Annotated in this window: 24 protein-coding genes and 2 pseudogenes; 10 read left to right on the forward strand and 16 right to left on the reverse strand. The window is 63.7% G+C overall.

Annotated features, from left to right (window positions below; genetic code table 11):
* Window positions 1–392: 392 nt before the first annotated feature.
* Window positions 393–1334 (forward strand): cysteine synthase A, encoded by a 942-nt coding sequence (gene cysK, locus AB7849_RS14925; protein WP_008217323.1) that lies wholly within the window; start codon window positions 393–395, stop codon window positions 1332–1334.
* 5 nt (window positions 1335–1339) lie between these two features.
* Here cysK and ubiM read toward each other — a convergent pair whose 3' ends face one another.
* The 3 genes from ubiM to AB7849_RS14940 all read right to left on the reverse strand — a co-directional run bounded on the left by ubiM (window position 1340) and on the right by AB7849_RS14940 (window position 3793).
* The gene (ubiM, locus tag AB7849_RS14930; RefSeq protein ID WP_008217325.1) at window positions 1340–2557 is read right to left on the reverse strand and encodes a 5-demethoxyubiquinol-8 5-hydroxylase UbiM; all 1218 of its coding nucleotides are present in this window, start codon (window positions 2555–2557) and stop codon (window positions 1340–1342) included.
* A gap of 102 nt (window positions 2558–2659) precedes the next feature.
* On the reverse strand, window positions 2660–2971 hold the full coding sequence (locus AB7849_RS14935) for a hypothetical protein (protein ID WP_008217327.1): 312 nt from the start codon (window positions 2969–2971) through the stop codon (window positions 2660–2662).
* A 171-nt stretch (window positions 2972–3142) separates the two neighbouring features.
* Window positions 3143–3793 carry a glutathione S-transferase family protein gene (locus tag AB7849_RS14940; protein WP_037102763.1) on the reverse strand — a complete coding sequence of 217 codons (651 nt, stop codon included), beginning with the start codon at window positions 3791–3793 and terminating at the stop codon, window positions 3143–3145.
* A 226-nt stretch (window positions 3794–4019) separates the two neighbouring features.
* On the opposite strand from AB7849_RS14940, the gene AB7849_RS14945 reads away from it, so the two are divergent.
* Together AB7849_RS14945 and AB7849_RS14950 are read left to right on the forward strand one after the other, a co-directional pair.
* Window positions 4020–4742, forward strand: a complete 723-nt coding sequence (locus tag AB7849_RS14945; RefSeq protein WP_369501231.1) for a winged helix-turn-helix domain-containing protein — start codon at window positions 4020–4022, stop codon at window positions 4740–4742.
* Complete coding sequence (locus tag AB7849_RS14950; protein ID WP_237711971.1) at window positions 4742–6100, forward strand: ATP-binding protein; 1359 nt, start codon at window positions 4742–4744, stop codon at window positions 6098–6100. Before AB7849_RS14945 ends, AB7849_RS14950 begins: the two co-directional genes overlap by 1 nt.
* 181 nt (window positions 6101–6281) lie before the next feature.
* On the opposite strand, the gene AB7849_RS14955 is transcribed toward AB7849_RS14950, so the two are convergent.
* From AB7849_RS14955 to AB7849_RS14980, 6 genes and pseudogenes are all read right to left on the reverse strand, one after another.
* Window positions 6282–7163 (reverse strand): universal stress protein, encoded by an 882-nt coding sequence (locus AB7849_RS14955; RefSeq protein WP_008217334.1) that lies wholly within the window; start codon window positions 7161–7163, stop codon window positions 6282–6284.
* A gap of 30 nt (window positions 7164–7193) precedes the next feature.
* Entirely contained in the window at window positions 7194–7775 is a 582-nt protein-coding gene (locus tag AB7849_RS14960; RefSeq protein WP_008217336.1) for a GNAT family N-acetyltransferase, read from the reverse strand.
* A gap of 194 nt (window positions 7776–7969) precedes the next feature.
* Window positions 7970–11011, reverse strand: a complete 3042-nt coding sequence (locus tag AB7849_RS14965) for a Tn3 family transposase (RefSeq protein ID WP_369501232.1) — start codon at window positions 11009–11011, stop codon at window positions 7970–7972.
* 61 nt (window positions 11012–11072) lie between these two features.
* Window positions 11073–11174 (reverse strand): annotated as a pseudogene (locus tag AB7849_RS14970) (Tn3 family transposase); the annotation flags it as partial.
* Window positions 11175–11371: 197 nt separating this feature from the next.
* Complete coding sequence (locus AB7849_RS14975; RefSeq protein ID WP_008213743.1) at window positions 11372–12427, reverse strand: YncE family protein; 1056 nt, start codon at window positions 12425–12427, stop codon at window positions 11372–11374.
* A gap of 40 nt (window positions 12428–12467) precedes the next feature.
* Window positions 12468–12638, reverse strand: a pseudogene (locus AB7849_RS14980) (chromate resistance protein ChrB domain-containing protein); the annotation flags it as partial.
* A 221-nt stretch (window positions 12639–12859) separates the two neighbouring features.
* Here AB7849_RS14980 and AB7849_RS14985 point away from each other — a divergent pair.
* Together AB7849_RS14985 and AB7849_RS14990 are read left to right on the forward strand one after the other, a co-directional pair.
* Window positions 12860–13015: a hypothetical protein gene (locus tag AB7849_RS14985; RefSeq protein WP_157618148.1), complete on the forward strand. Its 156-nt coding sequence runs from the start codon at window positions 12860–12862 to the stop codon at window positions 13013–13015.
* 376 nt (window positions 13016–13391) lie between these two features.
* The gene (locus AB7849_RS14990) at window positions 13392–14471 is read left to right on the forward strand and encodes a carbohydrate porin (protein ID WP_369501234.1); all 1080 of its coding nucleotides are present in this window, start codon (window positions 13392–13394) and stop codon (window positions 14469–14471) included.
* Window positions 14472–14597: 126 nt separating this feature from the next.
* Here the strand turns inward: AB7849_RS14990 and AB7849_RS14995 are convergent, their stop codons facing one another.
* From AB7849_RS14995 to AB7849_RS15025, 7 genes are all read right to left on the reverse strand, one after another.
* Entirely contained in the window at window positions 14598–15083 is a 486-nt protein-coding gene (locus tag AB7849_RS14995; protein ID WP_369501235.1) for a hypothetical protein, read from the reverse strand.
* A 17-nt stretch (window positions 15084–15100) separates the two neighbouring features.
* A complete protein-coding gene (locus tag AB7849_RS15000) occupies window positions 15101–16306 on the reverse strand; it encodes an MFS transporter (protein ID WP_037099809.1) in 1206 nt (401 codons plus the stop codon).
* Window positions 16307–16315: 9 nt separating this feature from the next.
* Complete coding sequence (locus tag AB7849_RS15005; protein ID WP_369501236.1) at window positions 16316–16759, reverse strand: chromate resistance protein ChrB domain-containing protein; 444 nt, start codon at window positions 16757–16759, stop codon at window positions 16316–16318.
* 147 nt (window positions 16760–16906) lie between these two features.
* Window positions 16907–17929 (reverse strand): YncE family protein, encoded by a 1023-nt coding sequence (locus AB7849_RS15010; RefSeq protein ID WP_369501237.1) that lies wholly within the window; start codon window positions 17927–17929, stop codon window positions 16907–16909.
* Window positions 17926–18345: a cupredoxin domain-containing protein gene (locus tag AB7849_RS15015; protein WP_008211467.1), complete on the reverse strand. Its 420-nt coding sequence runs from the start codon at window positions 18343–18345 to the stop codon at window positions 17926–17928. The genes AB7849_RS15010 and AB7849_RS15015 overlap by 4 nt, the downstream gene beginning before the upstream one ends.
* A gap of 136 nt (window positions 18346–18481) precedes the next feature.
* Complete coding sequence (gene chrA / locus AB7849_RS15020; RefSeq protein WP_008211465.1) at window positions 18482–19678, reverse strand: chromate efflux transporter; 1197 nt, start codon at window positions 19676–19678, stop codon at window positions 18482–18484.
* Complete coding sequence (locus tag AB7849_RS15025; RefSeq protein WP_369501238.1) at window positions 19675–19950, reverse strand: chromate resistance protein ChrB domain-containing protein; 276 nt, start codon at window positions 19948–19950, stop codon at window positions 19675–19677. Before AB7849_RS15025 ends, chrA begins: the two co-directional genes overlap by 4 nt.
* A 69-nt stretch (window positions 19951–20019) precedes the next feature.
* Between AB7849_RS15025 and AB7849_RS15030 the strand changes: the two genes are divergently transcribed.
* From AB7849_RS15030 to AB7849_RS15050, 5 genes are all read left to right on the forward strand, one after another.
* The gene (locus AB7849_RS15030; protein WP_008211463.1) at window positions 20020–20988 is read left to right on the forward strand and encodes a chromate resistance protein ChrB domain-containing protein; all 969 of its coding nucleotides are present in this window, start codon (window positions 20020–20022) and stop codon (window positions 20986–20988) included.
* Between the two features lie 27 nt (window positions 20989–21015).
* The gene (locus tag AB7849_RS15035) at window positions 21016–21960 is read left to right on the forward strand and encodes an LppY/LpqO family protein (RefSeq protein WP_008211462.1); all 945 of its coding nucleotides are present in this window, start codon (window positions 21016–21018) and stop codon (window positions 21958–21960) included.
* Window positions 21961–21965: 5 nt separating this feature from the next.
* Window positions 21966–24167 carry a carbohydrate binding family 9 domain-containing protein gene (locus tag AB7849_RS15040; RefSeq protein WP_369501241.1) on the forward strand — a complete coding sequence of 734 codons (2202 nt, stop codon included), beginning with the start codon at window positions 21966–21968 and terminating at the stop codon, window positions 24165–24167.
* A 19-nt stretch (window positions 24168–24186) separates the two neighbouring features.
* Window positions 24187–24837, forward strand: coding sequence for a superoxide dismutase (locus AB7849_RS15045; protein WP_008211455.1), 651 nt, complete (start codon window positions 24187–24189; stop codon window positions 24835–24837).
* Between the two features lie 123 nt (window positions 24838–24960).
* Window positions 24961–25116 carry a hypothetical protein gene (locus AB7849_RS15050; protein ID WP_008211453.1) on the forward strand — a complete coding sequence of 52 codons (156 nt, stop codon included), beginning with the start codon at window positions 24961–24963 and terminating at the stop codon, window positions 25114–25116.
* Window positions 25117–25292 lie beyond the last annotated feature (176 nt).

The following is a 25292-nucleotide window of genomic DNA, read 5'->3' on the forward strand; positions in this document are numbered from 1 at the left end:
ACGAAAAGACCCGCGTTGCCTCGAGCGGAGCAAGATCGTGGCCTTTGGGAAGAAACGGCGTGGCCACGATGGTCGAAGGCCGGGCGTGTGACGTGTGAGGGCCCGGGTAAGGTTGCCCGTACGGGATGGATTTGCCCGGCCGGAGCTGTCGGCGCACCTATTCGCCCATTCGCAATCGCACATGCAGACGGATTCGCTCATGCCGCACCGGTATAAGCGGTGAGAGACAAGTCATTTGCCATGAAGGCAGTACCGCTCTAGCTTGCCGGTCCCTTCCACCGGGTCGATGCCACGCCCCGCGCACGACGCACCAATCGAGCCGGGCCTGACGTATACGGCACGAGGGCCCGGTATTCGAGCAGACCTGACGCTGGATTCCCAAGGAAACGCCTGTGATCCACGAAAGCATCCTCGACACCATCGGCAATACACCGATCGTGAAATTGCACCGCCTGGCGCCGAAGCACGTGAGCGTCTACGTCAAGGTGGAGGCGTTCAATCCGGCCGGCTCGGTCAAGGATCGGCTGGCGCTGGCGATCATCCTGGATGCCGAACAGCGTGGTGCGCTGAAGCCAGGCCAGACCGTGGTCGAAGCCACCTCGGGCAATACCGGCGTGGCGCTGGCGGCAGTGTGCGCCGCGCGTGGCTATCCTTTCGTTGCGGTGATGGCCGACTCCTTCTCCGTCGAGCGGCGCAAGTTGATCCGTGCCTATGGGGGCAAGGTCGTGCTGACGCCGGCCGCCGGTCGTGGTACCGCCATGGTCGTGAAGGCGGCGGAACTGGCGAAGAAGCACGGCTGGTTCCTTGCAGACCAGTTCGAGAACACGGCCAATCCGGCCTACCACCGCAATACCACTGCACCGGAAATCCTGTGCGACTTTGCCGACCGCCGGCTGGACTACTTCGTGAGCGGCTGGGGCACCGGCGGCACGCTGACCGGAGTGGGCGAGGTGTTGAAGGTGGCGCGCCAGGACGTACGGGTGGTTGCCGCTGAGCCGGCCGAGGCCTCGCTGCTCGCCGGCCAGGAGTGGCATTCGCACAAGATCCAGGGCTGGGCGCCGGACTTCGTGCCGGGCGTACTCAACCGCAAGGTCGTCGACCGGATCGTTACGGTCGACGACGTGTTGGCCCGCGACACCTCGCGTGCGCTGGCGCAGAAAGAGGGCATCTTTGTTGGTCTCTCGGCGGGTGCCACGCTGGCGGCTACGCTGGTCGTGGCCCAAGGCGCGCCCGCAGACACGGTATTGCTGGCGGTGCTTCCCGATACCGGCGAGCGCTATCTGTCGACCTTCCTGTTCGAGGGCGTCGACGAAGGCTCCGACGACCTCGAATGACATCGTCATCCGGTTGCGTGGCCTGGCCGGAACAGTGGTGACGTATCCGTCCGTTCGGCGGCGAGGCCCGCGAGCACGACCTTCCTGAACGGCTTCAGTCGTGCGCCGGCACCCAAGGCCAGCTTGCGCAGGATCCGGGCCGGCGGGCGATCGTCGGTATACAGGCCGGCGAGCATTTGTGTGGCCAGGTACAAGGGGCGGGTAGCCAGCCGGTGCTTGCGTTCGTAGCGTCGCAGGCATGCGGGGCTTGAAATGGGCTGGCCGGCCGCCACCGCTTCGAGCAATTCGCGCGCGAGCGTCGATTGCCCGAGCAAGCCGAAATTGAGCCCGTGTGCGGTGACGGGATGCATCCCCACCGCGGCATCGCCGATCAACGCGAAGCGCTCGGCGACAAAGCGCCGGGCGTACACACCGACCAGCGGATAGGCACAACGTGGACCGGCCACCTGCATCCCTCCCAAACGGTGCTGGAAACGCCTGGCGATGTCCGCCTCCAGCGCCGCGTCGCCGAGCGCCAGCAACGCTTGCATCGCCTGCGGCCGCAAGGTCAGTACGACCGACGACGTGTGCGGATCGTGCAACGGCAGCAACGCCAGGGTCTGACCATGGCCGAACCATTCCCACGCGACCTGTCCGTGCGACACCCCATGCCGCATGCGCAGCACCAGCATGGTCTTGCCGAAATCATGCATGTCGGCGGCGATGCCCATCGCGCGCCGGGTGTCGGAAAAGCGGCTGTCGGCCGCCACTACCAAGCGCGCGTGCAGGATTTCGCTCGTATCGAGCTCAACTTCGACGCCATCGCCGACGGTACGCAACGTTTTCACCCGGGTACCGGTTATCCGCTCCACCTCCGGAAGTTCCATCACTTCGGCATACGCAGCCCGGCGTATGGCATGGTTGGGCAACAGCCAGCCCAACTGCGACGTTCCAGCCTCGTCATGGCTAAATATCAGGCGGCCACGGTGGTCGCCATCAAGCACCATTGCATCGCGCAGGGTGCCAATCTCATCCTCGTGCAGCCGTGCCCACAAGCCCAATTCCTGCATCAGGCGTTGCGAGTGGCGGGTAATGGCAATTTCGCGGCCGTCATCGGCCGGCTCCGCCAGTGCCGGCTCGGGTTGCCGCTCGACCAGCGCCATGCGCAAGCCGCTGCCGGCCAGTGAACGGGCAAAGCACAGCCCGACCGGACCGGCGCCGATGATCACGATATCGAATGACATGTTCAGTGTACTCGTGGAGGCGAATTGCTCGAGGACATGCGGGCCGCCACGCGCAGTCCGCGGGGATGTCGGTCAGGAAGTTCGGCTGACAGCGGAAAAGGCCTATCCGCCGCAACCGCCACAGCAGATCGATGGCAGCTGCACGACTTGTTCGGGCGTCACCGTCCAGCCTGTTTGTCGCAGCACCCCGACCAGATCGACTGCCTCCGCCGAGGAAGATATCCGCATCACCAGGCCATTCATGTCGAGATCGACCACGGCAGCCGGGTCCATGTCGAACAATGCATCCCGGATGGCATCGAGGGGAGGGGATGTATCGGTAAGCGTGATATGGAATTCCATCGGATCATCTCGTTTCATGGGCACCGGTCGGTGTCGATGGAACCCATGTTCCATGAACACGACGGCTGCCATCCTGATCCTGGTCAGGTTGGCCGACGGATACGGGCGTCGTTCGAGGAGGGCGCCTCGTTTTGGGCCGTGTGCGACCGATGGGCGCCGGGAATTGCGCGAAGCGGGATTACCAGCCGATTCACCGCGTCACAGGATGCCACCGGGTTCTGAACGGGGCAGGGCCGGTTGGCGTCAGCCACGCACTGCGCCGGGCCTGCAGTCAGGATGCAGGCTCGACACCGCTGAAGGGCGTGCATTGATACGTTCGAACCAGGGTGTGATGCGAGGCAAGGCGCGGTCGAACGGCTGGCCGACGGAATCGGCGAAATCCAGCCAGACGTACAGTCCAATGTCTGCGATGGTGAACCGGTCGCCGACGACGAATTCATGGCCTTCGAGCATGCCGTCCAGCCAGCCGAGCCGGTCCTGCGCCACGCGCTTGAGTCCGGGGGCCGCTTCCGGTGCCACGGGAATGCGGGAGGCGAAGCGGGCCAATCCTTCGGCGTAATGGTAGGCGTTGTGGATGTTTTCAGTGACGTTGAGCTCGATCCGTCGTTGCCACTGCCGTGTCTCGGCACGCTCGTAGGGTGTGCTGCCGATCAGCGGGGGATCGGGGTGTTCTTCTTCCAGGTATTCCATGATCGCGATGGATTCCCCGAGGCAACGACCGTTGTCCAGGAGCAGTGCCGGTGTCTGTCCGGCCGGGTTGCATGACAGGTAGGAATGCTGCCGGTTCTCGCCCGTGAATACGTCGACGTTCCGTGTCGGGATCGTTACGCCTTTTTCGAGCAGATACATCCGCAACATCCGCGGGGCAGGGCTGAGAGCGTCGAGCAGCAGCATCGTCTGGTCCCTCGTCGTGAGGTTGATGGGGATGGCGCGAATGAGTCATCGACCCCGCATTATCCGCGTGCCCCACACCAGCATGGCTGACCCAGGTCAGCCCATGGCCATGCATGGGTGGATCGCCTGAAACAGGCCTTGAGCTCACCATGCCCATTCACAGTGATCCACGGCCGCCAGCATGTGCCGGGGCAGGATGTCGCAGTTGCCGGAAAGAAGTGATGGCTTGCGCCAGATCAAGGGGGACGCCCACTGGCGCCGCAAGAATGACGCCATGCGTATCCTGCTGGCCGAAGACGATCATTCACTGGGGCAGGCGCTGGCCGACGGCCTGCGCCTGCTGGGCTATGCCGTGGACTGGATCACCGATGGTTCCCGGGCGGCTGCCGCCCTGAACGATAGCGACTACACCATCGCGATACTTGACCGGGACCCGCCACGCAGCAGCGGCCTCGCGGTCGTCGCCGGCCTGCGCCGACGCCAGGCCGCTCCCCCGGTATTGCTGCTGACCGCAGGTGACGGGCAGCCCGGTCACGAGGCAGGGCTGGATACCGGTGTTGCCGGCTGCCTGATCAAGCCCATCCACCTGGATGAGCTGGCGGCGTGCCTGCGTGCCTTGCTGCAACGTGCGGACGGTCAACCCGATCCGGCCATTCGCCTTGGTGACCTCGAGGTCGTGCCCGCCACCCGCAGTGCGACGCTCCGCCGTGAAGCGCTGGTGCTGACCGGACTCGAATACGCGTTGCTGGAAACCCTGGTACGCCATCCCGGTCGGGCCCATTCACGCGAGCAACTGGAAGAAGCGTTGTACAGCCGGAACCGGGAAGTGGCCGGCGCCACCGTGGAGGTGCATATCCACCGCTTGCGCCGCAAGCTGGGACCGGGCTGGATTCGTACCTTGCGTGGCATCGGTTATGCCATTCGTCCACCCGGCCGGAAGGATGTGTGATGCGTCCTTCGTTGAACCGGCGCCTAGTCACGCGGCTAGTCGTCGGCACGGTACTGGCATGGTGCATGGCTGTCGGCTGGATTGGCTGGCGTGGCCTGCATGAGGCCGACGGGATCTTCGATCGGGATTTGGCGCGCACCACCGCCAGCATCTTTGCCGTGATGCCGGACGCGCCGGCCTGGAACAGCGCTGCAGGCCTGTCGCAAAAGCAGGCCGCCGGCTTGGATGCCAGTGCACAGCATCCGGCCATCGTGCTGCGCGATGCCCGTGGGCAACTGCTGATCCATGATGGTCCACTGCCGGCACTGGCTTTTGAACCGGGTGATGCGCACTACCATTCCGTGACGTATGGCCAGCGGCGCTGGCGGGTCTTCCAGGGTTGGAACGGCGAGCGCCGGTACTGGATCCAGGTCGCGGTCCCGCTGGACCGGCGCAATGAACTGGTGCGTGAGTTGCTGGCACCGATCCTGCTGGCCCTGCTGGTGCTGGTGCCACCGGCCGTGTTTGCCGGTTTGCGCGGTGGCCTGAAACCGTTGCACCGGCTGACGGGTATCCTGTCTGCCAGTACCGTGCCTCTGGTTCCCGTGCTCACCGACGAACGGGTACCGGTCGAGTTGACCCCGTTCACCCGGGCCGTCGACCGCCTGGTCGAACGGCTCAGGGCGAGCCTGGAACACGAACGCCGCTTTACCACCGATGCTGCACATGCACTGCGTCACCCGCTGGCCATCCTGCGCCTGGAACTGGATCTGGCTGGTCTGGGCGACGACACCCCGGCCCGGATGCGTCACCTCTCGCGCGCGCATGACGCGCTCGACCGCATGCAGCGTCTGGTAACCCAATTGCTGACGCTGGCGCGGGTGGAGAAACTGACCGGGCTTGACGAGACAGGGCGATTCCGATTGGTGGGCGTGGCGAAAGCTGCCCTGCGCGACATCAGCGAACGTGCTGCCGTGCACTCCATCGAGCTGTCGCTGGACCACGACGGCAACGACTTCGTACTCGGCGACGAGGGTCTGCTCGGCATCCTGGTGCAGAACCTGCTCGACAATGCCTTGCGGCTTACCCCGGACCACGGCCAGGTGAACGTGCGCGTAGGTGGTACGACCGAGAAGGTCATGCTCGAGGTGAACGACAGCGGCTCCGGCTTCCCGATCGCCGGTCCGGCCTGTCCCGGCGATCGTTTTCACCAGCCGAACGGCAGCGTGGATGAAGGTAGCGGGCTCGGCCTTTCCATCGTACAGGCGATTGCCACCTTGCATCGTGGCCAGCTGACGTTTGACCGCTCTTCACTGGGGGGCGTCCGGGTGCGACTGACCTTGCCGCAAGCCATCCAGCCTCCAGGTGACGCGGGATAGCTGGCCGATAAGGGCATGCGTATGTGCATTCCTCGGTCCTCGAGCGTCGTGCCGGCCACTCTTGCGTTTGCGCGTCGTCCAACGGCCGCGCGGCCATGTCCGGGCATAGCTGACGGTAGGCGACCAGGCCAACGGCGTGGAAATCGTGCCGCGAGTTCGCCCATATCCTGCTGGTAGACACTTAGTGGTGTATCAACACGGGTATATGCGCGTGCTTCAATACATGTCTGGTGGCGCCGCCGAGGACGCGCTCGCGCAGGCAGGAGTGACTGTAGGCCCCCATCACCAAAAGCCCTGCGTGCGTGTGCCGTATCTCTTCCAGGAGGACGGGACCTGCCTCCTGCGGTGAAATGTCGAGGTGCCGGGACTTTGCGTCGACGCCGTGCCGTCGCAGGTAATCGAGGAGGTTCGGCCGTGGTGTCACGGGAGCCGTGTCGTCATCGGATGCATACGTGGATTGCCCGTCGATGATCCTGACCTCGGCAGCTTCCTGCAGGAATGGCAGGGCGCAATGGACGGCCCGGGCGGCTTCGATACTGCCGTTCCAGCCAATAGCCACGCGGTCAGGCACCAGGCCGCCATTCCAGCCCGGTGGCAGTAGCAGGCAGGGCATGCGGCTGGTCAGCATGGCCTCGCCAAGGATATCGAGCAACTGGTCCCCAGCGACGATGTCGTGCTCTACCACGACCAGGTCATGCCATGCCCCCAGTGTCCGCAGCGTCAGCGGGATATTCCTGCGGGTCACCGTCCAGCGGGCATCACGCACGCCAAGGTCATGGGCATGGGAGGCAAAGGCGGCATGCTCCGCATGGTCCATGTCATGAAGCTGTGGCAAGCCCGGCGCTTCCCGGTCCGGCTCGGCGGCGTGTCGCAATGACGGATCGATGTAGCAGCCGGTCAGATTGGCGGCCCAGCGTGCCGCGAGCGCGATCGCGGCGTCAACGGAAGGGCCCCATGGGTCAGTCGACGTGACTAGGGCGAGGACATCATTCGGCCGGGTCGAGTGCATCCGCACGTCGGTACGAGTACCGGTCGACACTGTTCGGACAGGATCAGCGGGCATGAAGGGAATCCTGGTTGCGGAACCGGATGTTCACAAGTCCAGGACATGGCTGACCTGGGTGGGATCCCGCATGTCATGGTGGCTGCGAAAACCGAGATAGTTCGCCAGCTTGCTCATTGGCTCGTTGTCGATCGCATCGATCGAGATCATCTGGCGGAAGCCATTCTGGCGTGCCTGGCCGATCAGGTGTCGCATCAGCAGGACGCCCAGACCGCGCTGGCGCCAGTCATCGGCAACCGTCACTGCACACTCGCATTGCCTGTCTTCACCGGTCGCGCCATACCGGCTGATACCGACTTCGCGCAGCTCGCCATCATCGTGGGCCAGCGCGACCAGGGCCACCTGATTGAGGTTGTCCACGTCCATCAGCTGATCGAGCAGCTCCGGGCTCGCGTGCTTGAAGGTGTCCATGAAACGGAACCGGCGCGATGGTGGGGACAGGCGCTCGATGAAGATCCTCTCGCGCTGGCGATCTTCCTGGCGAAGCGGGCGGACCAATACCCTTGACCCGTCGTTGAGCGATTCAATCCAGTGGGTGCCAGTCAATGCGCCGAACGGAGCGTCAGCAGGAACGCCATGGTCGTTTTGCGATGATCGGTTGACGGACGACATGTCATGTCTCCGGTGGTTGTATGGCTGTGTACCTGTCCCGTGTCGGGGGTCTAAGCCGGAATCCTCAAAATTTCCGAAAAATATCGTAACATACTGTTTATAATAATAATTGCATACATCCTGGACACGGAGCGGTTACGTTGAAGCAGGTGACACTGTCCTTGATGCAAGCTGGGGAACCACCGGAATTTCCGTCAGCCCAGTTCCACCCCGGCCACGAGCGCATCCAAGTCGATCACCTTGCCGTTGCTCTGGAAGGTGTAATGGCCGTTGAGCAGGATGTGCCGCCAAGCTGCCGGCGACATCTGGGTGATCAATGCCAGCGCCTTGATGTTGCCGCTCTCCTCGTACTTCGTCAGCAACCGCGAGAGGATGGCCGAGTTGTAGTAGATGATCGCGTTGGCGATCAGCCGAGCGCACTGGTTGCTGATTTCGATTTCGATATCAGTGTGCCCGGTCAATTCCTTCTTGCCCCCAACCTGGGCGATGGTCGAGCGCAGCTGGTGGTACGACTCGATGCGATTCTGCGAGCGATGGACGCTTCGTTCGAGTTTCGGGTCACGTAGGTAGCGCAGCGTATAGATGCTGCGAATGAGCTTGTCGAACTCGAAGATCGCGCGCCGCGTCGGGTTCGACTCGGTGTAGGTGCACAGCTTGCGGATCAACGTGCCTTGCGTCATCTCCTTCAGGGCCAGCGTGGCGACGATCCGGTCGATGTTCGCCTTCTCGCTGACGATGAGTTGTCGATCAATTTGTCCGACTGGTCGGATCAGGCACTTTTCGTACAGCGCAGGATCGTCGGCGCAATACAGATTGTTCAACTGGTCATCGAGGTCGGTGAAGCGCGGCTCGAAGCGCAACCCAAACCAGCGCAGGATGGCGAAGTTGGCCTTGTTGACGCTGTGCATGTCGCCAGTAATCGCCGTCGGCATGATGTCCGACGTGTTGCGATACCAGATGTCGAACACGTGGTGCGCTTCATAGTCGTGCGCACCAATGAGATAGCCATTGAGCGGGGCGTGGTTGCACAACAGCGTATAGGCGACGACGCCTTTGCCGCGCCCGAAGTATTTGCGCGAGTACCGGGCTTTCACGGTGGGCCGCTCGACGCCGAACTTCTGGCCATCGACGGCGCCGTACAGCGTATCGAGGTCAAACGAGTAATGCGGGAAGATCGGCAACGCGGCGATGGCGTTGCTAATGAGGTCATTGGCTGCGTGCAGCGTCGCCTGTCGTAGGTACTGCTGGTAGGTGCTTTCCAGGACGTGGTACGGGATGTCGCTGGTGCGCGCCATGACCTGATTGCCATGGTTCATGGCCTGGGCGATGATGACGGCCATCAGGCTGTCAGCATCCGCAGTCTTCTTCGCGTAGCGGGGTTGCAGCGGCGTGAGCGCCGACAGGAACTGGCACTGGCCCTCGACGAAACGGAACACGTCGGCGACATCGCAGTACGGCAGCTGCTCGTAGAACGACTGTTCGCTCACTTTCGGGGTTTCACTCTTGGGCTTGCGCCAGATCAGCGTCTGCGTGCTCTTGTCGTATTCCAGATGCTTCAGCTTGCCCTGTTTCAGCTCGCGATTGAACGCCAGCCATTGCGTACGCAACTCGGTCGCCTGGGCCGCGAGCTGATCATCGATCGGCTGCCGCAGGAAAGGGATATCCATCTGCGCGAGTGCATCTGGCTTCTCGCTCAATGAAACCAGTTCGTCGGAGAAATGGCGGTGTTGCAGGCTGTCATCGATGTAGATCTCACCCGACTGGAAACGTTTTCTGATCTGGCGGTACAACCAGAATTCGTAGCGGTCGGCGTGCAAGCCGTTCGGTTGGCCATCGTCATCGAAGGTGAGCAGGTATGGGCGAAGCCGTTCCGGAAGCGTGGCTGCCGGACATTCGGCAACCGGCCGTTGCGACAGACGTTGCTGCTTGGCGAACACGTCCCTGGCCCAAGTCAGCGCCGCAAGCCATGGGTTGCTCGGGTCAGTGCTGGCAAAGTCGAGTGCGATGTACAGCGGTCGCAAGTGACGACGCATGCGTTCAGCCAGACTGTCCACCACCTTCCAATGCAGCGTCAGCCTGTTCGCAGGTTTGACGCTCATGCGTTGACCGATGAGCTGAAGCGAATCCTTCGGCAGGATCTTGTAGGCCTGTTTCCGCACGTTACCGAACGGCGTCGTGTCGACCAAGGTATCGTCGACGTAGAGCAACAGTAGTCGTCCGACGCGCGGTGTCTCCTGTTGCCGCTGAAGCTGCTCGGCGACGAACGATTGCTTGGCACCGGCGCGGCTCTCGTCTTCCAGGCGTTTCATGTGGTAGGCCATGGCGTCGACAAGATTGTCAGTGAGCTGCCTGTAGCGCAGCCATGCGTAGCACAGCAGGTAGAGATGGGTCTGATCCGGCTTGAGGCTGCGCAAGTCGTGGACAGTGTAGAAGTTTGCCAAACTGGCGTAATAGAGAAAGTTCTGCTGCGAGATGCCCAGCGTGGGCAGCAGTGCCTTGGCGACCCTGTGCAACGGCTCCAGCGTGGCGCGCTTTTCGCGCTCGCGGATCATCTGACGCCAGCCGAAATCCTTGGCGTCCTGCTTGAGCGCCGCCAGTTGAGACAAGGTGTCGTCGCGCACCAAGAGCTGGGCCAGTGCAGCCTTGGCCGATTCGTCCAGAACTTCCGCCAATAGCCGGCCCAAACGCAGGCGTTCAGTGGACAGGGCTTCGCTGACCAGCTCTTGCAAGGTGCCGTAGCCGGGCCGGATGATCTTGTGTTCGTTGAGCCAGATGATCAGCTCGGCGGCGACGAAGCTGGGTGTCACGTCACGCTGGACGATTTGTGCGGCCTGCTGCGCAAGCGGCGGCAAGAAGTTCCCTGCCCATGGCTGGTAGCCAAACAGCTTGGCGATCTGCGCGCGCTGAGCGTAGTGCTCATGCTTGGTGATAGATTCGCTCTTGAATCGCTTGCTATGAAAGTAGCGGCTGAGCACGAAGGCGCAATCATCTTCGACCTCGCCCCAGTCGAAACGGAAGAAGGCGTGCTTGGCCTTGAAGTAGCCGATCTGTAAGGCGCAATAAGCCTTCGCATGCATGCCGGTCCGGCTGCTGGCGAGCGCGAGTTCGGGTTCGGTCAAGGCCAGGTATTCCAGCCGCTGCGCATCGTCGAATTCCGGCAGGCCGTACAGGGCCTCCTGCTCGGCGTCCGACAAGATGACCAGCCGCTTATTTTGCTCAGACGTTCGGCGATTCACTCGTGGTGGATCCCATCATCGACGACGAGCATGCTATCGGAAATACCCGCAATCACACGATTACGGTGATGTCGTTGAGACCGCTGAACTGATCCGAGATCAGGTTGTACCAGGTCACGCCGCGCTCCCGACCGAAGTACTTCGGGTTGGCAGCGGCATGGACGATAGCTGTCGCGCTGTTCCTCGGTGACATAGCTGACAGGCATCGGGGGTTTCCTTCCTCAGAAAGTCGATTCGAGTAGGCCATCACTGAACCAAATCAGTGTCGAATCTCAGCAAGATTGGACCGGCATGGCGCGCACGCGGCGTGCTCGGATTTCGGTTTGAAACGTGCGGCGGCGAGCGGGCGTTTGGTTACCGCTACTTCGGCGATGTCAGCATTGACGTCGAAGTGGCGGCGGTACTGAGCCGAGCATCCATGATGCGTAGTGCTGTTTTCCCGCGCAGATTCTTGAGCGGGAAATAGGCTAGGTGCGACATGGGATCGACAGCCACTACATGCGCATTCGGACCGAGCATGCCTTCGCCGATCTTGGTCACCATACCGTCCTGTGTTTTGAAAACGGAAACCATGCCTGCTTCGCCCGCGACGTACACCCAGCCAAGCTGGGGGTCGATGGCCAGCACGTCGGGATCGTCGCCCACCGCGAACGTGGCGACCACGCGGTGGCTGGCGAGGTTCAACACCAGCAGCCTGGCGTTGTCCTCGCAAGCGATGAAAGCCAGCCGCTGCGCAGGCATGATCAGCAGACCGTGGTTGCCCTCGGCGCCGGGCAGATCGATACGGGCGATCACCTGATCGGCCGCCGGATCGATCTCGACCAGCTGCCGGCGCGTCTGCACGTTGGCGAAGATGTGCCCGGACACGGGGTCGTACTGGCTGTTGCCGACTTGGCCACCGAGCGGAATGGTCGCTACACGCGTGTTCGTGCGCACGTCGATCACGGTGTCGGTACCGCCCGCTTCGTCCGAAACATAAAGTTTGTGCACCTCGGGCGCATACGCCATGCCGTCCGGATAGACCCCGGCCGGCGCGCGCGCTACCACCTTCAGCGTGTTCTCGTCGATGGCGACCAGTTGGTCGGTGCCGGTGGCGGTGGCGTAGACGCGGTCGAGCGCCGGAACCACCAGCACGCCATGCACGTGGCTGATGCCGGCGATCCGCGCCACCACCTTCCGTGCCTGCGTGTCGAACACGATCACCGCGCTGTCGCCCAGGTGCGCGATGAACAGCAAGTGCCGCCCCGGGTCGAGGCTTGCGTAGTCCATCCGCGTGGTACCGCCGCCGAGCGGCACGTCGGTGATCCGGGTCAGCGGCAGCGGCTGGGTGGTATCGGGCGCCGCGGCGCAGGCCGAGGTCACGCCCAGCAGCACCATCATGCAGACAAGGCGACGCAGCAAGATCAACGTGTTCATAGACACTCCATAGGTCGAATTTGAAACCGTCTTCGTGGGAAAGTACGGCGCCCGGAATGTCATACGGGATTGCGCCGGTCGTTCGCGCAATGACCAGTACTTGATCCGCAGCCACAAACAGGAATTCCGGTGTGCTGTCGATGAACCGGGTAACCAGCCAAGGGCAAGCGATGCGATCAATCTTCGGGCGTTCCCGCATGATCCATTGCATGACCACTTCCTCTCAAGAATGAGATTTCAGTTCTTGTAGCGAATATAACATCAGCATATTGTAAGCTACATGAACTTATCTACATCAGGGCTGATGCTGGTAAGCAGCTTGCTTGGCCAGACTCAAGCCGCCCGCATGTGGCTGTGGCGCGCTCAAGGCAGCGGGGCTGGCGCGCTGCGGGATGGCATATACGTTTTGCCCAGACCGGTCCTGCCTGCTCCGTGTTTGATGAGCAGACGGCTGAGGTCATCGCGGCCGAAGGCACCGCAAAGGTCATGATGACGATCGGGCGTGAGGGCCGCATGCGCGGCATGAAGATCGGTGACGCGATGGGGCTGGCCACGTGGGCCGCGTTTGGGGCAAGGGCAGCGCTGTGAATCTTGCGCAGGGCTTCCGCTCCGCGTTGGATGCCCAGCCGCCGTCAAGCAACCCTGAGCGAACTGCTTTTGCCATGGCATGTCTGGGATGGCGTCCCGACGGAAGCTCGCGGCAGTGATGTCGAGAACCTCTTCGTACAAGCGCAGGCGCTGCACCAGACTCTCGCCGGAGCGTACATACTTGACACCAGGGACGACCAATGTTGCCGCGCCGCGGCGCCTCAGACTCGCGCAAGCCCCCGGGGTATGGGCAAAAATCAGCAGGCTGAGTTTTGGCGGTTGCACCAGGCAGATCACCGCCATGCCATGTTTGATCCTGAGACTTGCCGCAGGCCTTATATTGACTGGTGTGCATGCTGCGCATGCGACTACGAGCATGCAGCTCGCGGACAACGCGCGTGCACCGATCCCGCTGCAGGTGTCCACGCCGCCGCATCCTTGGCGCGCGCGTCTGCTGTGGGTGTTCGACATGATGGACACCGCCAGCGGCGGTCGCGCGCACGGCTGGAAGGCACCCGCACTGATTGAGCTGCGCCTGACTCAGCATCAACGCTTGCAGGCTGGGATTGACAGCCGCTGGCATGTCGATCTGATCCGCATCCTTGGCAGCAATCCTTCGAGCGATGCTGGCGATGTGCAGGTACTGGACAACCTTTCCGCGCATCACACGTGGCGCGTGTATCGCGCCTTCTGGCAGTTGGGCAATGCGCGCCGGCACTGGGCGCTGCGCCTGGGCTGGCAGGGTTACGATGAGAGCTTTGGCCTGGTGCCGGACGGCGGAGATCTGCTGAACTCCTCGTTCGGGCAGATGCCCACCGGCTCGCAGGCGGGCATGCCGATCTGGCCGCAGACCGCACTTGGCATCAGCGCGCGATGGCATCCGGGTGCGCTCTACGTGCTGACGGGCCTGTGGAGCGGTGTGCCCCGTGACCCGGGGCTGCCGCAGGGCTGGAATCTGCCGCGACGCGGCGATGGCAGTCTTCGCGCGCTGGAGTTGGGCCTGCAGCGCCACGACCGCTACAAGCTCGCAGTGGGCGGCTGGACGCTGCAGCGCGCATATACAGCCACGCAGGCGCATCACGGCATTTACGCGCTGGCCGATGCGCGTCTGCTGGCATTGGGCACGCGTGGACACCTGGTTGGATTTCTGCAATGGGGCCAGACGCAGCCATGGCACAGCGCCGTGGGCCGCTATGTCGGCGCTGGGTTGCGCTGGATCTCGCCCATGCACGGACGGGTGAGCGTCGGCATCGCGCGTGCGGCGCTGAGCCCGGCGTTCCGCGCGCGCCACCGCGGCAGCGCGCGCGCCGAAACCGCCTATGAGCTGACTTGGCGCTATCGCCTCAATCCCCACCTCGCGCTGCAGCCAGATCTGCAATATATCGTGCATCCGGCGCTGGCGCCGCAGGCAACGCACGCGCTGGAGATCGGCCTGCGGATCGATGGCAGCTTTTGAGAGACCTCTGGTAGTCGACGGCTGAGCTACCTCCGATCCACTGCCTCCCCGGAGCCGGTGGAATTCCCTCGCTCCTCCAGGTCGAGATCCGACCGCATGCGTTGCGGCCGCATCAGCGCTCAGTGACTACGGCGTCGGCGCCATGATGCGCAGGACGCTACGACCGTCCACATTCTGCAACGTGAAATAGACGCGGTGCGATGAGCGGATCGACGGCGACGAAGTGCGGTAGGCGAGATCACTGCGGCCGAGCAGACGCAGCTGCCAATCCTCGAGACGGAACACCGCGACCACACCACTTTCGCTGGCGACATAGAGCCTTTGCAAGCCGGGGTCGAAGGCGAGCACCTCGACCGCAGCACTGATAGGCGCGCTGGCGCCAGAGCAGGCCGCGGCACTGCGTGCGGCGCATGCTGCGCTGCTGCTGCGTGCACCGACCTGCACTTTGGATGATCGCCCACGTTTGGTCACCAGCGAGCCGGCGTTGCAGCAACATGCAGTCGAGCTGCTGCGCGTGGCCGCAAGCTGCGGTTTTGTTTTCGCGCACAAAGGCATGAGATGTGAGACGTGACCCTCGATTTTTCTCGTTTTCTGAGACTGTCCCGCACTCATCGTGCTGGACGCTTCAGTCACTGTGGCAAGCGAACGCGGCGAAACGTCGCCAACAGCGCCAGGTCGTAGCCGATTTTCAGCGCCCCGCAAGCCAACAACGGCAGGGCCAGCCAGCCCGCGCCGAGTATGGCACCTGCCAGGGTCGGGCCGAGTGCAGCGGCCAAGCTGCGCGGCACGGCGGTGAAGCTGGCGGCCGCCGTGCGCTCCGGCGGCGTCACCAGCGCCATGACATAGGCGCTGCGCGTGGGCACGTCCATTTGCGATAGCGCGGCACGCGCCAGCAGAAGTCCCAGCGCCAGCGATGCGCTTGGGGCGAGCGCCGCCAGCATCAGGAAAACGCTAGACGGAATATGCGTGAACACCATGGTGTTGAGCAGGCCGATGCGCCGCGCCACATGCGGTGCGGCCAGCAGCGAGGCCGCTGCCAGCAGCCCGGCGCCGGAAAAGAACAGGCCCACCGCGCCCGGTGACAAGTCAAAGCGCTGGAACAGCCAGAGTGCCAGCAGGGCGTTCACGACCAGACCACCGGCGAAGGCGTCGATGGAAAACAGCGCGGCAAGCTTGACCACCTGGCGGCGCGAAGGGCCGAGCGGCGCGGGTGGCGGCTGCGCGGTTTGATGCGCATGGGGTAAGCGCAGGTCGAGCAGCCACACACCAAAACCGGCCACCGCATACAGCACGAACATGCCGCGCAGCGCCAGCAGCATATCGATGCCGGCATGCGCCGCAAGCCAGTCGGGCAGGCCCGCAGCCAGTGCACCGATGGCGGCGGCCAAGGCACCGGCCACGCTGTAGCGGGCGAACAGCGCAGTGCGCGCTTCGCCCTGCGCGGCATGTGCCAGGCGCGCATGCTCCAGCGGCAGGAACACGCTGACGTCGCCCGAGCTGGGGTTGAGGGTACCGACGAAGGCCACCAGCAACAGCGGCCAGAATGCCGACAACCCAGCGAAAGCCAGCCCGGTAGCCGCCATCAGCAGCGCTGCGGTGAGCAGCAAGCGGCGGGAATCGACGCGGTGACCCCAGGCGCCGACCGCCAGCGTGGCCAACGCCGAGCCCAGCAGCGCCGCGGTGCTGAGCAGGCCGACTTGCCAGGTTGGCAGGCCAAGCGCCAGCAGATACGCGGGCAGCAGCACCGCGACATAGCCGTCCACCAGGGCGCGCAACGCGCGTCCAAACAGCAGCAAGCGGGCTTGCGGCGCGGTGCCATCGGGTAGCAGTCGCATCGACAGCACTCAGCGTGGCAAATGTGGAGCGAACGCGTGGCCGTCGCACCATGCGTCCAGCGCGTCGTACAGCACCATGCCGGGACCGAGCATGAAATGGTCGTTGCTGCAGTTGAGCGACAGGCCGCGCGAGATGGCCAGCAGCCGGGCGGCCTCGGGTGCGTCCTCGGGACGACCGCAATCTGCCGTGCACACGATGCGCGCCATCGTGTGCTGCGCTGCTTGCGTCAGTGCGTACTTGGCGAGGAAGGCATCGAAACCGCACAGTTCGCTGTGATGCCCCAGTTCCACGCCCGGCGCATCGAAGGGAGTCGCGCCGCTGGGCTGCGCCACGGCCAGCACTTCGTCTGCCGGCACGTAGAGAAACTCGGGGCTTGGATCGATGAAACGCGTCACCAGCCAGGGACAGGCGATGCGGTCGATCTTGGGATGCTCGCGGGTGATCCATTGCATGGTGATTTCCTCAAAATCGGGCTTTGAACGAAGCCGGTGATGGCGCTGGTCAGCAAGCCGCTCATGCTGCGCAGACGCCTTCTCGACGTAAGCCTTGCCGCATCAGGCCAAAGTCGCGGCGCATCGGCGACTTTGGCCTGGAACAACCTAGGGCGTCGGCGCCATGATGCGCAGTACGCCGCGACCGCCCACATTCTGCAACGGAAAATAGACGCGGTGAGTGAGCGGATCGACGGCGACGGAGTGCGCTTCATAGGCGAGATAACTGCGACCGAGCGGACGCAGCTGCCTGCCCTCGAGGCGGAATACCGCAACCACACCGCTTTCACTGGCGACATAGAGCCTTTGCAAGCCGGGGTCAAAGGCGAGCACGTCGGGGTCGCGCCCGGTCTGGTGCATGGACACAACGCGCATGTCGTTCATGTCAACGAGCAGCAGCCTGGCATTGCCGTCGCAGGCAACAAACGCGAGACGCGCCGGTGGGTCGAGCAGCAGACCGTGGTCGTCGTCGCAGGTCGCTGGGAGACGATAACGCTGCACGATGGCGTTGTTGCGCGGATCGATCGCCACGATCTCGTCACGCGTCTGCACATCGACGAACACCCGCTGACTGACAGGGTCGTAGCGGGAGTTGCCGACCTCGCCACCCATGGCGATGGTCGCAACCCGCCGGTTGCTGCGCGTGTCGACGACCGTCTCGGTCTGGCCCGCCTCGTCGGAGATGAACAGCTCATGCACGTCCGGCGCATAGGTCATGCCGTCGGGGTAAACGCCAGCGGGCGCATGGGCGACGACGCGGAATGTTCGCTCGGAGATGACGTCGAGCCGGTTGCGGTCGGTCGCCGTCGCAAACACCTCGCCCAGTGCCGGCACCGCCAGCACCCCATGCACGCCGGGGACGTTCGCCACGTTCGCGACCACGCGCTCGCTGCGCAGATCGACTGCGGTGACGATGCCCGACCCGAGATGTGCGATGAACAGCAGTCGCCGCTGCGGGTCGATCGTCGCGTAGTCGAAACGGTCGGGCTTGCCGGCCAGTGGAACGTCCGGGTGCACCATCTTTAGCGGCACGGCGGGCGTACCTGCGGTGGCGACGCCTGCATTCAAGGCGAACGCAAGCGCCAGCACGCCGAGCCGCCGCGCAACGAATTGAACGGCGGTGTTTTTCATTTGGTCGGCAGCACCACCAACTCACCGCTCATCCACGGCTTGTGGAACTCGCAGTGAAACGGGAATACGCCAGCCTTGTCGGCGGTGAAAGAGACCGTTTCCGTGGAAAGGGGCGGCAGCGACTGGTTGATGCCGTAACCGGGGATGGTGAGGGTGTGCCCATCATCGCCGCCGCCTTCGAGGTTGCGGATATGGAGCACGACATGGTCACCTTGATTGACGACGATTGTGCCGGGCGTGAAACCATAGACCTCACCAAATTTGGCGACGACCCGCTTTTGTGCGGGATTGTCTTTGGACGCCCAGGCGACCGTCTGCATGTTGAAGGTGCGGGTGGTGGCCGAAAAAGCCGGTGCGGCCCCGAGCAACCCTGCGGTAAAGACGATACCGGCGGCGATGAAACTAAGCTTGCGCATGGTTTTACTCCTAAAGATGACACGTTGGATCAACGTAACAGCAGCCACACGATGCGGCCGCTGCCTCTTGCTTGCTCTGTAACGCACAAATTCCTGTTCGATATTCGAAAACTCTTCGATCCGCGGCTGCGCCATGTCAGCCGAAATGCCGCCCGTAGAGCACCAGCCCGGCGAGTAGTCCGAGGCCGACCAGCAGCGGCTCCGGCCAGCGCGGCCGCCACAGCAGTGCGGCAAATGCGGCTGTCGCCAGGATCGCGGTCGCCGCATCGACGATGGCGGAATCGGCGATCAGCAGGCCGGTGCCGAACAGGGCGCCGACGACCGCGGTGGTGATGCCGTGCAGGAAGCCTTGCACGCGCCGGCTGCCGCGCACCCGCTTGAGCAGGGGCACCGCCAGCGCGGTGAACAGTAGCGCTGGCGCGAAAATGCCGACGGTGGCCGCGATGGCGCCGGGGAGTCCGCGGACCAGATAGCCGACGAAGGTGGCCGTGATCACCACCGGCCCCGGCGTGACCATGCCGATGGCGACGGCATCGAGAAACTGCTGATTGCTGAGCCAGTGGTATTGATCGACCACGTAGGCCTTGAGGAAGGGTGCGATCACCAGCCCGCTACCGAACACCATCAGCCCGGTCTTGAAGAAAAAGACGAACAAGCCGGCTGTCGTCGCCGCACCGGCGAACACGCCGCCGATCGCCAGCGCGCCGATGCCGTTGAGGCGCGGCCCCGCGGACGCCACTGGCGGCGGTGGTGCGGCCGCTGCAGGCGGCGCGAACAGCCAGCATCCGATCAAGCCGGCACCGAGGAACAAGCTGATCAACTCGGCGCGGAAGATCAGTGTCACCGTCGCGGCGATCGTCGCGAACAGCCACGACGGCGCACTGCGCTTGAGGGTCTTGCGGCCGAGGTTCCAGCACGCCTTGAGGATTAGCGCCACGATCACCGGCGCCACGCCGTAGAACACGGCGCGCAGCTGCCAGGCATGCTGGAAACGCCCATACAGCGCAGCGATCGCAACGACGATCAGAAACGGGGCCAGCGCGAAGGCGATCGCCACCAGCAGCGCACCCGACAGCCCCCCGCGCACATAACCGCAATACACCCCCAGCTGATAGGCCAGCGGGCCGGGGCAGGCGGTGGCCAGCGCCAGACCGTCAGCGTATTCGTGCTCGCTCAGCCAGGCCCGCTTCTCGACCAGATCACGGTGCATGGTGTTGGCCAGCGCCACCGGGCCGCCGAAGCCGCCCGCGCCCAGGCGCAGGAAATACCATGCCAGATCCAGGCGCGTGGGCAGAACCGGCGAAACATTATCGTCAGGCGGCGTGGGGTTCATGGTCTACCGCTCCGCGACCGTCGCGCGGGCGGCGTACAGATAATCGAGCGTCTGCCGATCGCGGCCACCAACTCGACGTCGTCGTGGGGCTGCGCGCGCACCGGCCAGGATGCCATAGGGAATAGCAACGGTCGCTCGCGCGACGGCCAGTCTTGATCCGCCGCCACAAACCGGAATTGCGGTGTGGTGTCCAAGAACCGGCCAATCGGCCAAGGGCAAGCGATGCCGTCAATCTTCGGGCGTTCCCGCGTGATCCGTTGCATGGCCGTCATTTCCAAAGGATGAGATTATATTTGTAGTGAACGTAACGTATGCGTATTATATGCTACATGAATTCTTCCATGTCATGGCTCATGCTGGTGAGCAGCTTGCCCGGCCAGACCCAAACCGCCCGCATGCGGGTCTGGCGCGCGCTCAAGGCCGCCGGGGCCGGTGCGTTGCGGGATGGCGTGTATGTCCTGCCGCAGACCGATACCTCCCGCGCCGTGCTCGACGAGCAGGCCGCCGAGGTCATCGCGGCCGAGGGTGACGCCCACATCATTTTCTTTGCCAGTCGAGACGAAGCCCAGCAGCAGGCGCTGGTGGCGCTGTTCGATCGCAGCGACGAGTACCGTGCGTTGTTCGGCCAACTCGATGCGCTGCAGGGGCGGCTGGCCACGCTGGATGAGGTTCAAGCCCGGCGGGAGCTCGCCATGCTCCGCCGCGACCTCGCCGCGTTGGTGGCGATCGACTTCTTTCCCGGGCCATCGCGGCAGCAGGTGGAGCATGCGCTGGCCGATGCGGAGAGTGCGCTGAATGCACGCTACTCGCCCGATGAGCCGCACGCCCGGCGCGGCGCCGTGCCGCGCTGCGATCCGACGCAATACCGGGGGCGCCTGTGGGCGACGCGCGAGCAGCTGTGGATCGATCGGGTAGCGTCGGCATGGCTGATCCGCCGGTTCATCGACCGGAAGGCGAAATTCGTCTGGATCAAGACCGCCAGGAGTTGCCCGAAGGACGCGGTGGGTTTCGACTTCGATGGCGCGGCGTTCACCCATCGTGGCGCACGGGTGACCTTCGAGGTGTTGCTGGCCAGTTTCGGGCTGGGTGACGACCGCGGTCTGGCGCGCCTGGGCGCGCTGGTGCATTACCTCGACGTGGGCGGCGTGTCGGTGCCGGAGGCGGCGGGGTTCGCCGCGATCATGGCCGGGGCCCGGGCCACCCAGCCGGACGACGACGCACTGCTGAAAACCATCGCGCCGGTGCTCGACAGCTTGTATGCCGCCTACGCGCAAGACCCCGATCCCGCGCCCAAGCAGGCGCGGAAATAGTTCCATTCCCTGAATCGGAGTATCGCCATGCACCTTCGTCGCCTTCATCTCGCCCGTCATCACGGCCTGCGCCGCCTGGTCTCCTCGCTGAGCGTAGCCTTGCTGATCGCCTTCACCGTGCAGACCGCACATGCCACGGCACTTGATGCAAAACGCATCGGCGCCGCCAGCGGAGCGACCGCCACCACCACGCCGGATGGCGTGGTGCATCTGGGCTGGAGCCGAACGGACGTCAAGGTGACGGTCGATGGCGTGCCCTTGCCACCAGCTGCCGGCCTCGGTTCCTGGGCCGCGTTTTCACCCATGCCGCACGGCCAGGCCATGGTGATGGGCGACACCGTGGTGTTCCAGGACGAAGTGGATGCCGCGATGGACGCGGCCTTCGCCCACGGCCTGGCGGTCACAGCCCTGCATAACCACTTCTTCTACGACACGCCCAGTGTGTTTTTCATGCACCTTGGCGGCGAAGGCAATCCCGAAACCCTCGCCGCCGGCGTCAAAGCCGTCTGGGCGGCCATTCGCGCCGTGCGCAGCGCGCATCCGCAGCCGGCGACGGGATTTGGTGGTGTCGCGCCGGTGTTCGGCCGTATTGACGCCGATGCCGTGGGCAAGATCGTGGGTCAGCCGGCTACCGACATGCAGGGCGTGGTCAAGGTGACGATCGGGCGCGAGGGCCGCATGCACGGCATGAAGATCGGCGGCTCGATGGGGCTGACCACCTGGGCCGCGTTCAGCGGAAGCGACCAGGCTGCCGTGATGGACGGTGACTTCATCATGAAAACCGCGGAAGTGCAGCCGGTGCTGCATGCGCTGCGCAAGGCCGGTATCCATATCGTTGCCCTGCACAACCACATGATGGGCGGCAACCCCGGATTTTTCTTCACCCACTTCTGGGGCAAAGGCACGGTGCGGTCGCTCGCCGGCGGGTTCCGCGCAGCGCTTGATGCACAAGCCGCCGTCGACCAACGATAGCGCACATGCTTCGCCTGTCGCGCAAGTCGTCGTGGTGGGCGGCGCTGGGGGTGATTCTCGCGATCCCGGAGGCGCTGGCTCACTCACAAGGACTGACCGCCGGGCCTCCTTCCGGGGCGCCCGAGGCGGGTGTGCGGATGGTGGCCGAGGGCAGCATCACCTTGGATGGTCGACTGGATGAGCCGGGATGGGCGCATGCCCCGGCGATCGACCTGATTCAGCAGGACCCGCATCCGGGTGCGCCCACGCCTTTCCGGACCGAGATCCGCCTGCTCGCCGACGGTAAGCATTTGTACCTGGGGGTGACCTGCGTTGATCCGGATCCGGGCCGGCTGTCGCTCCACTCGCTGGCGCGCGACAGCGACCAGACGCACGACGATCACCTCACCATTGTGCTTGACCCGTTCGACAGCCAGCGTCTCGGCTATGTGTTTCAGGTGAACGCGGGCGGCGACCGCACCGACGGCCTGATTTCGCCCGCGTCATCCCTGCCGAACTACGACTGGGACGGCATCTGGAATGCCAAGGTGCGGCGCACGGCCGACGGCTGGGTCGCCGAAATCGAGATCGACACTCAGAGCCTGCAATTTCCGCATGGCGTGGACCGGTGGCGGATGAATGTGCAGCGCTACGTGCCACGCGAGCAGCTGAGTTTGCAGTGGGCGGGCATTACGCTCGATGCGAATATTTTCGACCTTTCCCGCATGGGCACGCTCACCGGGGTCGCGACCTTGCAGCAGGGGCACGGCCTGGACGTCCAGCCCTATGTGCTGCTGCGTCAGGACAGCCTTCGTGGCAACACCGCGGCACAGGTGGGCGGCGATTTGCAATACAACGTCACCCCGAGCCTTGCCGCCATCCTGACGGTCAATCCGGATTTTGCCGAGGCCGAAGCGGATACCCGGCAGGTCAACCTGACGCCCTATTCGCTGTTTTACCCTGAGAAGCGGCGCTTCTTTTCCGAAGGCTCGAATCTGTTCGCCTTCGGCGCGGGGCTTGCTGACAACGACACGTTCCTGCCGTTCTATTCGCGGCGGGTGGGCTTGGTGAATGGTCAGCCCGTGCGCGTGGACGGCGGCATCAAGCTGCTGGGAACCGCGGGTCCATGGTCCATCGGCATGCTCAATGTCGAAACGGGGCGCTCCAGTGTCAGTGGCCCCACCAACCTGTTCGCCGGACGGCTGATGTACGACGTCAACCAGCACCTGCGACTCGGCACCCTGCTGACACGTGGCGATCCCACCGGGCAGTCCCGCAACCAGTTCGCCGGGGTGGATGCCATCTGGCACACCGCGAGCTTCCGCGGCGACAAGAACCTGACCCTGTCCGGCTGGGCCGCGCGGTCCAGCGATCCGTTGCCGGGTGATCATTCGGGTTGGGGGCTTCACGCGGAGTATCCGAATGATCTATGGAGCGGCTTTGCCAGCTTCAACGTGTTTGGCGATGCGCTGGATCCGGCGCTGGGTTTCCTGCCACGCCCCGGTACGCGCCAGTACGACGTTTATCTGGACTACCGTCCGCGTCCCACCAGCCCTGCGCTGAACTGGGTGCGGCAGTTCTTCTATCAACTCGAAGTCCTGCAGGTGGACGATCTGCATGGTGTCACGCAGACCCGGCGCATCTTCACGGCACCGTTCAATGTTGACGCACAATCAGGCGAGCACTACGAGTTCGACTGGATTCCAGAATACGAAGCGCTGACCGCGCCTTTCGAGATCGCGCCCGGCGTTACGTTGCCGGTCGGCCGCTATCACTTCGAGCGCTATCACTTTGAAGCGCAATCGTCGGCGGCGCGACCGTGGCGCATCGGCAGCATGGTCGAGATCGGCGGTTTCTACAGCGGCCGCCTGACCCAGTACATGCCGTTCATAAGCTGGAACGCCTGGCAAGGCGAGCTCGCGCTCAAGTTTAGCAACGAGACGGATTTCGGCTACCTGCCGCAGGGCCATTTCATCCGGCGCCTGTACGTGCTCCAGGCCGCTTACAGCTTCAACCCCGACCTCGTCGTCTCCACGCTCGCGCAGTACGACTCCAGCGCCGGCCACATCGGCGTCAATGCAAGGCTGCAATGGACCATTGCGCCGGGGCGGGATTTTTTCTTGGTTGTCAATCACGGTATCGAGGCGCCCGTGACCGACCCGAACGCGCGCAGCTTGCCGGTCGCCAACGTCGTGACCGCCAAGCTGCGTTGGGATTTTCGCGAATGAACTTGACAGGAGCCAGTCCATGACCACGATTACCATGCCCGCTCTGGCGGGAAAGCATGTTCTGAAACCCCTGCCGTTTGCACCGACCGCGCTCAAAAGGCTGTCAGAAAAACTGATTGTTTCCCATTACGAAAACAATTACGGCGGTGCGGTACGCAACCTCAATAACCTTGAGAAGCAGTTGGCGCAGGTCACCAAAGACACCCCCGCTTTTGTGGTCGGCGGGCTGCGTCAACACGAGTTGATGTATCGCAACTCGATGACGTTGCACGAAGCGTACTTTGGCAACCTGGGTGGCGATGGTCGCGCTGCTGGCGATATCGCTTCGGCCATCGCGGCCGCTTACGGCAGCATGGATGCTTGGGAAACACACTTTCGCCTTACCGGCGCCAGCCTTGGTGGTGGTAGTGGCTGGGCGATCCTGGCATTCGAACTGATGACGGGTGAACTACGCACGGTTTGGTCGGGCCATCACACACAGGTACTCGAAACTGCGCTGCCGCTGTTGGTCATGGACATGTACGAGCACTCCTACCAAATGGACTACGGCGCCGCAGCGCTGAATTACATCGATGCGTTCTTTGCCAACGTGCAGTGGGACGAAGTCAACCACCGCTTCGCGCAAGCGCAGACATTGCACCGCACACTCGTCAAGGAAGCGGGTTCTTGATACCCGAAGCGATCGATGTCGCCTCCATCCCACGCGTCAGCCTCGCGCAAGCCACCCGGGTGTGGGCGAAGATCGGATGGCTGAGTTTTAGCGGCCTCGCTGGTCAGATCGCGGTGATGCATCTTGATCCAGGTGGACATCCCGCGATGGAGCAGGCTGAACCCTGCGGTCCTGCTGCTGGCCGCAGGCGCCCTGATCGCCATGCTGCGCTTCCGCATCGGCATGGTGTGGACGCTCGGCATCTGCGCCGGCCTCGGTGCTGTGATTCGATTCCTATGAGCTGATCCAGTTGTTTGAGACGCCAATAAGCCAATCCATGATGTACCGCTTTCAGAGACCTGACTTGATTCTCATGACCAGAACAGATGAAACCTATATGCCCGAAGAGCTGAATGACGCCACAGCCAAGGCGGCCGCCAACAATAAGATCAACGAAACGGGGAGCGAGGGATGGG

It is taken from the genome of Rhodanobacter sp. FW021-MT20 (assembly GCF_041107475.1).
Classification (GTDB): domain Bacteria; phylum Pseudomonadota; class Gammaproteobacteria; order Xanthomonadales; family Rhodanobacteraceae; genus Rhodanobacter_A; species Rhodanobacter_A glycinis.

Excerpts from the sequence above, each read along its gene's own strand:
- ubiM (WP_008217325.1), bottom strand. The coding sequence starts at position 2,557 with ATGTCATTCGATATCGTGATCATCGGCGCCGGTCCGGTCGGGCTGTGC.
- AB7849_RS14935 (WP_008217327.1), bottom strand. The coding sequence starts at position 2,971 with ATGGCAGCCGTCGTGTTCATGGAACATGGGTTCCATCGACACCGACCG.
- AB7849_RS14940 (WP_037102763.1), bottom strand. The coding sequence starts at position 3,793 with ATGCTGCTGCTCGACGCTCTCAGCCCTGCCCCGCGGATGTTGCGGATG.
- AB7849_RS14950 (WP_237711971.1), top strand. The coding sequence starts at position 4,742 with ATGCGTCCTTCGTTGAACCGGCGCCTAGTCACGCGGCTAGTCGTCGGC.
- AB7849_RS14955 (WP_008217334.1), bottom strand. The coding sequence starts at position 7,163 with ATGCCCGCTGATCCTGTCCGAACAGTGTCGACCGGTACTCGTACCGAC.
- AB7849_RS14960 (WP_008217336.1), bottom strand. The coding sequence starts at position 7,775 with ATGTCGTCCGTCAACCGATCATCGCAAAACGACCATGGCGTTCCTGCT.
- AB7849_RS14975 (WP_008213743.1), bottom strand. The coding sequence starts at position 12,427 with ATGAACACGTTGATCTTGCTGCGTCGCCTTGTCTGCATGATGGTGCTG.
- AB7849_RS14990 (WP_369501234.1), top strand. The coding sequence starts at position 13,392 with ATGCAGCTCGCGGACAACGCGCGTGCACCGATCCCGCTGCAGGTGTCC.
- AB7849_RS14995 (WP_369501235.1), bottom strand. The coding sequence starts at position 15,083 with ATGAGTGCGGGACAGTCTCAGAAAACGAGAAAAATCGAGGGTCACGTC.
- AB7849_RS15000 (WP_037099809.1), bottom strand. The coding sequence starts at position 16,306 with ATGCGACTGCTACCCGATGGCACCGCGCCGCAAGCCCGCTTGCTGCTG.
- AB7849_RS15005 (WP_369501236.1), bottom strand. The coding sequence starts at position 16,759 with ATGCAATGGATCACCCGCGAGCATCCCAAGATCGACCGCATCGCCTGT.
- AB7849_RS15010 (WP_369501237.1), bottom strand. The coding sequence starts at position 17,929 with ATGAAAAACACCGCCGTTCAATTCGTTGCGCGGCGGCTCGGCGTGCTG.
- AB7849_RS15015 (WP_008211467.1), bottom strand. The coding sequence starts at position 18,345 with ATGCGCAAGCTTAGTTTCATCGCCGCCGGTATCGTCTTTACCGCAGGG.
- chrA (WP_008211465.1), bottom strand. The coding sequence starts at position 19,678 with ATGAACCCCACGCCGCCTGACGATAATGTTTCGCCGGTTCTGCCCACG.
- AB7849_RS15025 (WP_369501238.1), bottom strand. The coding sequence starts at position 19,950 with ATGACGGCCATGCAACGGATCACGCGGGAACGCCCGAAGATTGACGGC.
- AB7849_RS15030 (WP_008211463.1), top strand. The coding sequence starts at position 20,020 with ATGTCATGGCTCATGCTGGTGAGCAGCTTGCCCGGCCAGACCCAAACC.
- AB7849_RS15035 (WP_008211462.1), top strand. The coding sequence starts at position 21,016 with ATGCACCTTCGTCGCCTTCATCTCGCCCGTCATCACGGCCTGCGCCGC.
- AB7849_RS15040 (WP_369501241.1), top strand. The coding sequence starts at position 21,966 with ATGCTTCGCCTGTCGCGCAAGTCGTCGTGGTGGGCGGCGCTGGGGGTG.
- AB7849_RS15045 (WP_008211455.1), top strand. The coding sequence starts at position 24,187 with ATGACCACGATTACCATGCCCGCTCTGGCGGGAAAGCATGTTCTGAAA.